The sequence below is a fragment of the Pedosphaera parvula Ellin514 genome, from assembly GCF_000172555.1.
GTDB lineage: Bacteria > Verrucomicrobiota > Verrucomicrobiia > Limisphaerales > Pedosphaeraceae > Pedosphaera.
In genome coordinates this window covers 20,436-28,964 of the sequence record NZ_ABOX02000065.1, presented here as the reverse complement: position 1 = coordinate 28,964, position 8,529 = coordinate 20,436, and the positions used below count along the sequence as shown (strand labels likewise).

6 protein-coding genes are annotated in these 8,529 nt (G+C 54.5%); all 6 read left to right on the top strand.

Going from position 1 to position 8,529, the window contains the following annotated elements; genetic code table 11:
* Positions 1-208: 208 nt before the first annotated feature.
* The 6 genes from modA (at position 209) to CFLAV_RS28770 (ending at position 8,455) form a co-directional block, all read left to right on the top strand.
* On the top strand, positions 209-964 hold the full coding sequence (modA, locus tag CFLAV_RS28795; RefSeq protein WP_007418451.1) for a molybdate ABC transporter substrate-binding protein: 756 nt from the start codon (positions 209-211) through the stop codon (positions 962-964).
* Between the two features lie 7 nt (positions 965-971).
* Positions 972-1,643, top strand: a complete 672-nt coding sequence (modB, locus tag CFLAV_RS28790) for a molybdate ABC transporter permease subunit (protein WP_007418450.1) — start codon at positions 972-974, stop codon at positions 1,641-1,643.
* Complete coding sequence (locus tag CFLAV_RS28785; protein WP_007418449.1) at positions 1,613-2,323, top strand: ATP-binding cassette domain-containing protein; 711 nt, start codon at positions 1,613-1,615, stop codon at positions 2,321-2,323. Before modB ends, CFLAV_RS28785 begins: the two co-directional genes overlap by 31 nt.
* 131 nt (positions 2,324-2,454) lie before the next feature.
* Positions 2,455-2,913: a chromate resistance protein ChrB domain-containing protein gene (locus CFLAV_RS28780; protein ID WP_007418448.1), complete on the top strand. Its 459-nt coding sequence runs from the start codon at positions 2,455-2,457 to the stop codon at positions 2,911-2,913.
* Between the two features lie 42 nt (positions 2,914-2,955).
* Positions 2,956-4,218 (top strand): MFS transporter, encoded by a 1,263-nt coding sequence (locus CFLAV_RS28775; RefSeq protein WP_007418447.1) that lies wholly within the window; start codon positions 2,956-2,958, stop codon positions 4,216-4,218.
* 370 nt (positions 4,219-4,588) lie between these two features.
* Positions 4,589-8,455 carry a LamG-like jellyroll fold domain-containing protein gene (locus CFLAV_RS28770; RefSeq protein WP_040550647.1) on the top strand — a complete coding sequence of 1,289 codons (3,867 nt, stop codon included), beginning with the start codon at positions 4,589-4,591 and terminating at the stop codon, positions 8,453-8,455.
* The last annotated feature ends 74 nt before the right edge of the window (positions 8,456-8,529 follow it).

Sequence of the window (8,529 nt, the reverse complement as noted above, 5' to 3'; positions counted from 1 at the left end):
CCCCAATCGAAGGATTTGGATGCCATTGCCACCAATCTGATCACAGCCTAAGCCGCTACTTATTCGTGCTTCCTCGTGCAAATTCGTGGTTGAAATGCATTTTTCGTCAGGATCATAATCACCGTAATACCCCTTGTCTTCGCGCGATATCTTTTACAGAATATGTCGGCATGGGTAAGATTAACTGCGGCGTTTCGGTGCTGCTTACATGAAACGATTTCTGCAACACCTCCTGGTGCTGGGCGTGCTGTTGGCAGCATGCGGCAGCCATGCGGCCAACATCACGGTCTTCGCCGCCGCCAGCCTCACCGATAGCTTAAAGGAAATTGCCACCCGCTACGAAAAGCAGTCCGGCGATAAAATTGTCTTCAACTACGGCGCCTCCAGTTTGCTCGCCCGCCAAATTGAAGAAGGCGCTCCCGCTGACATTTTTTTCTCCGCCGACGAAGCCAAAATGAACAATCTGGAAAAACAGGGACTCATCCTGCCCGGCACCCGCAAAAGCCGCCTCGGCAATACTCTCGTCATCGTGGTGGATAAAAGCAGTTCACTCGCCATCACCTCCCCAGCCGACCTGACAAAACCCTACGTCAAAAAAATTGCTCTGGCAGATCCGAAAGCAGTTCCCGCAGGCATTTACTCCCGCGAGTACCTGACGAAGCTTAAACTCTGGCCCCTCATCGAACCAAAGGTCGTCCCTACTGATAACGTCCGGGCAGCTCTCGCCGCCGTCGAGTCCGGCAACGTCGAAGCCGGCATGGTTTACAAAACCGATGCCGCCATCTCCCGCAAAATCAAGGTGGCCTATGAAGTGCCAACCAGCGACGCACCGAACATCAGTTATCCCATGGCGGTCATGAAGGAAGCAAAAGACCCGGCAGCCGCCAAACAATTCCTGGAATATCTCGCCTCGGATGAAGCTGGCAAAGTGTTTGAAAAGTACGGCTTCATCGTTCACAAATGACGTTTGCATGACTGGCGAGGAATGGCAGATAGTTTGGTTTACCGCCTGGGTGTCCGCTTTAAGCACCCTCGTCATCCTCCCCTTTGGCCTCGCCCTGGCCTGGCTGCTCGCGCGTTATGACTGGCCCGGAAAATCGCTCGTCGAAACCGCCATCACCCTCCCCCTCGTCGTGCCTCCCGTGGCCACCGGACTCATTCTCCTCAAACTCTTCGGCCGACACGGACCCATCGGCGGTTTTTTCCATGATACACTCCATCTGGACATCGTGTTCACCTGGCGCGGCGTGCTGATTGCCCTCGGAGTCATGTCCTTTCCATTGCTGGTTCGCTCGGCGCGCGTCGCCTTTGAACAGGTGAATGAGCGCCTCGAACAAATCGCCCGCACTCTCGGCGCCGGTAATTTCCGCGTCTTCTTCACCATCACCCTCCCCCTCGCCTCCCGTGGAATCATCGGCGGAATTCTCCTCGCCTTCGCGCGGGGGTTGGGCGAGTTCGGCGCCACCATCATGATCGCCGGCAACATTCCCGGCCAGACCGCCACCCTCTCCCTTTCCATCTTTCAGTCGGTTCAACTTGGCCAGGATGTTCATGCTTATCGACTGCTGGCCATATCGGTGACCATGGCGTTCCTGGCCGTGTGGACCAGCGAATGCCTGATGCGGCGAACCAGGCGAACATGAAGCTGCTTCTAAAAAACATCCGCCTCCCCGTCACCGGCTTCGATGTCATGGTGGACGTGGAACTGCCCCAACAGGTAACCGCCATCTTCGGCCCTTCCGGCGCAGGTAAAACTTCCCTGCTGGATTTGATTGCAGGACTGCGACGCCCTCAATCCGCCTTCATCCAACTCCAGGACGACGTGCTGGTTGATACCAACAGACGCATCTCCGTCCCCTCGCAACTCCGCCACATCGGCTATGTGCCACAGGATCTGGCGCTGTTCCCTCACCTCTCTGTTCGTCAGAATCTTCTTTACGGTCACAAGCAGGAATCGGAAACCAACCCTGTATTCAGCTTCGACCACGTAACCGAAGTTCTCGCCATCCAGACTTTGACCCAACGCCGCGTCACGGACTTATCCGGCGGAGAAAAGCAACGGGTGGCTTTGGCGCGCGCATTACTCTCCTGTCCACGCCTCCTCCTGCTCGACGAACCACTCGCCAATCTCGACGCCGGGCTGAAAGCAAAAATAATTCCCTATCTCGCCCGCATCAAAGAGGAGTTCCACCTGCCCATGCTCTACATCACGCACGACCGGATGGAGGTCGTGGCTTTGTGTGATGAAGTTTTGGAAATGAGTCGCGGCAGAATTATCAGACAATCCAGCATTCCAGATTGGAACGCCCCACCCGCGATCTAACCATTACTTTTCATTACGAGACTCTCCTTTTTCCTTTCGACAAATCCCTTCGCACGTGCCACCGTCAAATTGGAAACGGATTAATTTTTCGAAGTCACAGCCTTGGCGCAACTCACAAATCGCATCCCCATATGAAATGGATTACTCGTGAAAAGGTGAAGGTGGACAGGGTGGCCTGTCCCTGGCTCATCAAAAAATTCGTCGATACCAATGCCGAATTTCTCTTCGTGCCAGCCGACAAGGTGATGGAGATCGCCAACGAGCAACAGGCGATACCTTATGACGTTCCCAACGTCGAACTCGGCCATCACGGCCAGGAATGCTCCTTCGAGGCGATTCTTAAAAAATACAAGCTCTCCGATCCCGCCTTGATATTGCTCGGAAAGATTGTCAATGGCGCCGACACCGACAACACCCTCTGGAATCAGCCGGAAGGTCCCGGCCTCGAAGCCATCGCCGAAGGCTTCCGCCATCTGGGATTCAAAGACGATCACGAGGTTAACGCCGCGGAATGGATTGTCTATGATGCCTTGTACGCCTACTGTCAGGCGATGGTTAAAAAGGGGAAACCCGATGGCGCTTTCAAGTGAACCCGGTGAATCAGAAAAACCTGCCATAATGATGTATCTCCCATGTTCCTGATCAAAGGCTGGCAGGCCCTCACGCCCGATGCCCGCATCCTCTTTCTCACGCGCATCCTGAGAATGTTCGCCTATGGCCTGATTTCCGTAGTCCTCGTCCTCTACCTGTCTGAACTCGGTCTCTCGACCAAAAAAATCGGCGTCTTGCTGACGCTGACTCTGTTGGGTGACACGCTTGTTTCCTTATGGATGACCACCTCGGCAGATCGCCTGGGGCGCAGGAAAATGTTGCTCACCGGCGCTGCCCTTATGATTTTCGCCGGAGTCACTTTTGCCCTCACTCACAATTTCATCGTGTTGCTCGTTGCCGCCATCATCGGAGTAATAAGTCCCAGCGGTAACGAAGTCGGCCCCTTCCTCTCCATCGAACAAGCCGCTCTCTCGCACATCATACCCGGTCGAAAACGCCTTCAAATTTTCGCATGGTATAATTTGGTTGGCTCCTTTGCCGTCGCCCTGGGAGCGCTGACCGGCGGCATTTTGGCTCAGCGATTACATGCCGTCGGCTTCACCATGCTCGCCGGCTACCGCGCCACCGTCGTCGGTTATGCCTTCATGGGTCTGCTCCTCGCGCTGCTGTTTTTGAGTTTATCCGATTCTGTGGAAATTAAGAACTCTGCCGATGACCACCAGCTTTCCACCCGCACATTTCTGGGCCTGCACCGCTCCCACAAAATCATCCTTAAACTTTCAGCTTTGTTCGCCTTGGATGCCTTCGCCGGTGGCTTCGTTATGCAAAGTCTCCTGGCGTACTGGTTCCATGTTAAATTTGGTCTCGCTGCCGGTTTCCTGGGAGCCATTTTATTTGGCGCAAATATTCTGGCTGGAATCTCTGCCTTGAGCGCAGCAAAGCTTGCCTCCCGGATCGGTCTCATCAATACGATGGTCTTCACCCATCTCCCTTCGAATATTCTCTTGATCCTCGTGCCCCTCATGCCGAATGTGCAACTGGCCGTAGCCGTCCTGTTCCTGCGCTTTGCCATTTCACAGATGGACGTCCCGGCCCGGCAAGCCTACACCATCTCCGTTGTCCATCCGAATGAACGCTCGGCCGCCGGTGGCATAACCGGCATCGCCCGGACCATCGGAGTCGGACTCTCCCCGATCATCGCCGCGCCTTTGATTGCCAGCACCTCCCTCCTAAGCCTTCCATTCTTCGTCGCCGGCGGCTTGAAAATCCTCTACGACCTGCTGCTCTATCGCAGCTTCAAAACCGTAACCCCACCAGACGAACACTCGTCCTCGCCAAAATAAACGACCCTTCGGCATCCGCGCCACGATCAAGCCAAAGATTCTATGTCCCCCCAACGGTCCGGGTTCAGGACATAGATAACACTTTTGAGCTGGTTCTAATAGGAACCGGTGATGCCCTGGCAGGAACTAAACCAATGAACCAACGGATAGGGTTTGGCTTCCAAACACTTCGCAGACCATCGCTTCAATGTTGCGGATGCCTCTGCCTACACAACCATTGACCGGAAACCGGAAATCCTTGGAAGGTCATACACTAAACTGTCGCCGACACTGGCGAAGAAAGTTCCAACGAATTTCCTTGCCTCACCAACGAGACTACCCTAGTAAATGCACCCTATTAGCAAATAAGAAGGTATAACCAATGAATACTATGAAAGTTAGGCGTAAGGATGCTTCGTCTCTGCTGTTTCTTCAAGCCGCATGCGCTCTCGCGTTCCTGTGCGCCCTGGTGAATTCCCCAGCACAGTCCTGTGTTGCTCCTCCGAGCGGCTTGGTGGCTTGGTGGGCGGGTGATGGAGATGCCTCAGATTCCCAAAATGGCAATAACGGAACTCTCTTTGGTGGAACCAATTTTGCCACTGGCGAAGTTTCCCAAGCTTTTTCCTTCGATGGCACCAGCCAATACATCCGTATCCCCAGCAGCTCCTCTCTCAGCCCGACTGGCAGTTTCACTCTCGAAGCTTGGATCTATCCACAGGCTCCGAGCATCAGTCGTGTCATCATCGGCAAGTGGGGCGGAAGTGCCGAATACGCCAACGAGCGCAGCTATGTTCTCGACCTGACCGAGAACAACGCTCTGCAATTCTGCATCTCGGATGCCGCCCACGAATGGGACCCATCCTTTCATACCTTTAACACCACCGACAATGCCGTTCCTCTCAATACCTGGTCGCATGTGGTTGGGGTATATGACCAAACAACTGGCACCCGCCTGATGTACATCAACGGCATGCTCGTGGCCACACGTACCGATGCCCCCATCAATATCTGGAATGGCATTGCTGCCGTCGGCATCGGTGCCCGTATGGACACCACGACTCAACCAGCGAATTTCTTCGCGGGCAAAATTGACGAGGTTTCGCTCTATAACCGGGCCCTTTCAGTGACCGAAATCCAATCCATTTTCAACGCCGGCAGCGCAGGTAAATGCAAAACACCTTTACCTCCCTCCATTTCTTCCCAGCCCCAAAGCCAGACGGTCAATGCCGGAGCGAACGTGAGCTTCAATGTCACAACTTCGGGCACTGCCCCTTTGAGCTATCAATGGCAGATGAATGGGACAAACCTGGTCGCAGCCACCACTTCAGTCTTCAACTTGTCCAATGTACAACTCTCTGACGCCGGAGTTTATACAGTAATTATTACCAACCTCTACGGTGCAGTTGTCAGCAGCAACGCCACTTTGTTCGTTAACGCATTTCCCCCTTCCATCACTACGCAGCCGCAAAGCCAGACCGTCAACGCCGGAGCAAACGTCAGCTTCGAAGTTGTTGCCTCAGGCAGTTCCCCTCTGAATTATCAATGGCAGCTAAACGGCAGCAACGTGCCCGGTGCCACTACTTCAACACTCACTTTATCGAACGTGCAGCCAGTAAGTGCTGGCGATTACACGATTGTCGTTACCAATCCATATGGTTTGGTTACCAGCAGCAATGCAACATTGGTGATCAATACGTATCCCGCCGCAATCACCACCCAACCACAAAGCCTGACATTAAACGTCGGAGAAAACGGTAGTCTTACAGTGGTTGCATCTGGCACCGCACCCTTAACTTATCAGTGGCAATTCAACGGCACGAATTTGGCTGGCGCCACGCTTTCATTCCTAAGTTTGTTGAACGTTCAAACAAACACCGCGGGCAGCTATTCGGTCACAGTGGCAAACCCTTATGGTTCGACAACCAGTTCCAATTCGATCCTAACCGTTAACGTTCCTATCTGCCAACCTGCGCCCAATGGTATTCTGGCCTGGTGGGCGGCGGATGGGGATGCTTCAGACCTCCTAAATGTGAACAATGGAACTTTATTCGGGGGAGTTGGCTTCGCCACTGGCGAAGTCGCGCAAGCCTTTTCCTTCAATGGCAGCAGCCAATATGTGCGCATTCCCAGTAGCGGCTCTCTTAGTCCGACAGGCAGCCTAACCTTGGAAGCCTGGATCTATCCACAGGCTCAGAGCATCGGTCGTGTGATCATCGGCAAATGGGGCGGTGCCGCAGAGTATGCCGCAGAGCGCAGCTACGTATTAGATCTGACAGCCAACAATGCCTTGCAGTTTGGCATTTCCGATGCAGCCCATCAAGGAGACGGTTCCTTTCATACCTTCAACAGTCCCGATAACGCGGTCGCACTTAACACCTGGTCGCATGTCGCTGGCGTGTATGACCAAACTACCGGCACTCGCAGGATGTACGTCAACGGCGTGTTAGTAGCCACACGCACCGACGCCCCCATCAATGTCTGGAGTGGCATCGCCGCCATCGGCATCGGGGCGCGCATGAACACCACCACACAGGCATCGGATTTCTTTGCTGGCAAAATCGATGAAGTCTCGCTTTACGGACGCGCACTTGCTGAGAGTGAGATCCAAGCCATCTACAACAGTGGCGTAGCCGGCAAATGCAAAATACCTATCGTGCCCTCCATTGTTTCTCAGCCACGAAGCCAAACCGTTACTGTCGGAACTAATGTCACGTTCAGTGTCGTGGCTGCTGGCACCGCTCCCTTTAGCTATCAGTGGATCTCCAATGACACTAATGTGCTCGTCGGCGCTACCAACTCTTCGCTGGTTCTCTCGAATGTGCAGTTGGTTGCCAGTGGCACTTACTCGGTTATAGTCTCCAACTCTGTTGGCAGCATATTAAGCAGCAATGCTACTCTTACAGTCAACCCGCCTCCTGCCCTCGTCCAAGTGGTCAGCGTCACTGCCTCGTCCAACACGGTCCAACTCCCCATCAACCTGGTGGCTAATGGAAATGAGAATGCCTTGGGCTTCAGCCTTAACTGGAATGCCAGTTTGCTCCACTTTGTTGGCGCTACCATCGGCACCGGTGGTTCCGGCGGTTCACTCCTTGCCAACACTAATCAGATCAACTCGGGACATTTAGGCCTCGCAATCTCCTTGTCAGCCAACAGCACCTTTACTGCTGGCACACAGAACGTTTTGATCGTCACGTTCTCCACTTCCGCCGTGAGTACCACCACGAGTAACAGTATTACCTTTGGTGATACCCCCACGCTCCGTCAGTTGGTCAACCCACAAGCGGTTATCCTGCCTGCCACCTATGCAAATGGCGGCATCACCATTCCCTTTACTGGCTATGAAGGCGATGTCACCCCGCTCCCCAATGGCGATCGCAATGTCACTATTGCCGATTGGGTGCAGGAAGGCCGCTTCGTCGCCGGTCTCGATGCCATCACCAATTCCAGCATCTACCAAAGAGCTGATGCTGCTCCCCGCTCAACACAGGGCGATGGCATCATCTCCGTCTCTGATTGGGTGCAAGTCGGCCGTTATGCTGCCGGCTTGGATGCCTTGAGCGCTGCCGGTGGCCCCACTCAGGATGCCGGGGCGCGTCCAGCTACTATTCATGTCCTGGGGCTATCTCCCAGTGCCTTGACCATTGCCAACGCAAGCGTCACAGCCGGACAGACCTGTCAACTCTCGATCAACCTCGAATCGCAGGGCGATGAAGCGGCTCTCGGCTTTAGCGTCGATTTTGACCCTGCTTTCCTCACCCTTACAGGTGCCACCCTCGGCAGTGGTGCCAGTGGTGCCACCCTGAACCTCAACACCAATCAGGCGGGTAGGGTCGGTATAGCCTTGGCCATGCCGATCACCTCCACGTTTGCTGCAGGCACGCGGGAAGTGGTTAAACTAAACTTCAAGACGGCCACCAACGCCACGGGCAACACAACGGTTTCCTTCACCAACCGACCCGTGTTTCAACAAGTCTCCGACCCGTCCGCCAATACTGTGAGCACCACCTATGTGAACGGCTCGGTAAGCTTCACCCAACCGGTCGTCACCAGTCCTCTGATGACGGTGCAACAGATCGCGAATTCCCTCGTTCTCTCCTGGCCTGGGACAGCGGGCGGCTTCCACCTGGAAGGCAATGACACGCTCACAGTTTCCAATTGGACCAGCGTCTCCGCGACGTTCACCACCAACGGCAGCGTGATCACAGCCACCGTGCCCATCTCCGGAACTCAGAAGTTCTACCGCCTCCATTATCCGTAAATCAGGAGCACGGGCTTTTATCAACGGGGTGGGCAGAATTGCTCACCCCGTTTTCATACAGTCCACATCTTTCC

What these genes read in the sequence shown, in the direction of transcription:
- CFLAV_RS28780 (WP_007418448.1), top strand. Translation starts at nt 2,455, where the DNA reads ATGAAATGGATTACTCGTGAAAAGGTGAAGGTGGACAGGGTGGCCTGT.
- CFLAV_RS28775 (WP_007418447.1), top strand. Translation starts at nt 2,956, where the DNA reads ATGTTCCTGATCAAAGGCTGGCAGGCCCTCACGCCCGATGCCCGCATC.
- CFLAV_RS28770 (WP_040550647.1), top strand. Translation starts at nt 4,589, where the DNA reads ATGAAAGTTAGGCGTAAGGATGCTTCGTCTCTGCTGTTTCTTCAAGCC.
- modA (WP_007418451.1), top strand. Translation starts at nt 209, where the DNA reads ATGAAACGATTTCTGCAACACCTCCTGGTGCTGGGCGTGCTGTTGGCA.
- CFLAV_RS28785 (WP_007418449.1), top strand. Translation starts at nt 1,613, where the DNA reads ATGCCTGATGCGGCGAACCAGGCGAACATGAAGCTGCTTCTAAAAAAC.
- modB (WP_007418450.1), top strand. Translation starts at nt 972, where the DNA reads ATGACTGGCGAGGAATGGCAGATAGTTTGGTTTACCGCCTGGGTGTCC.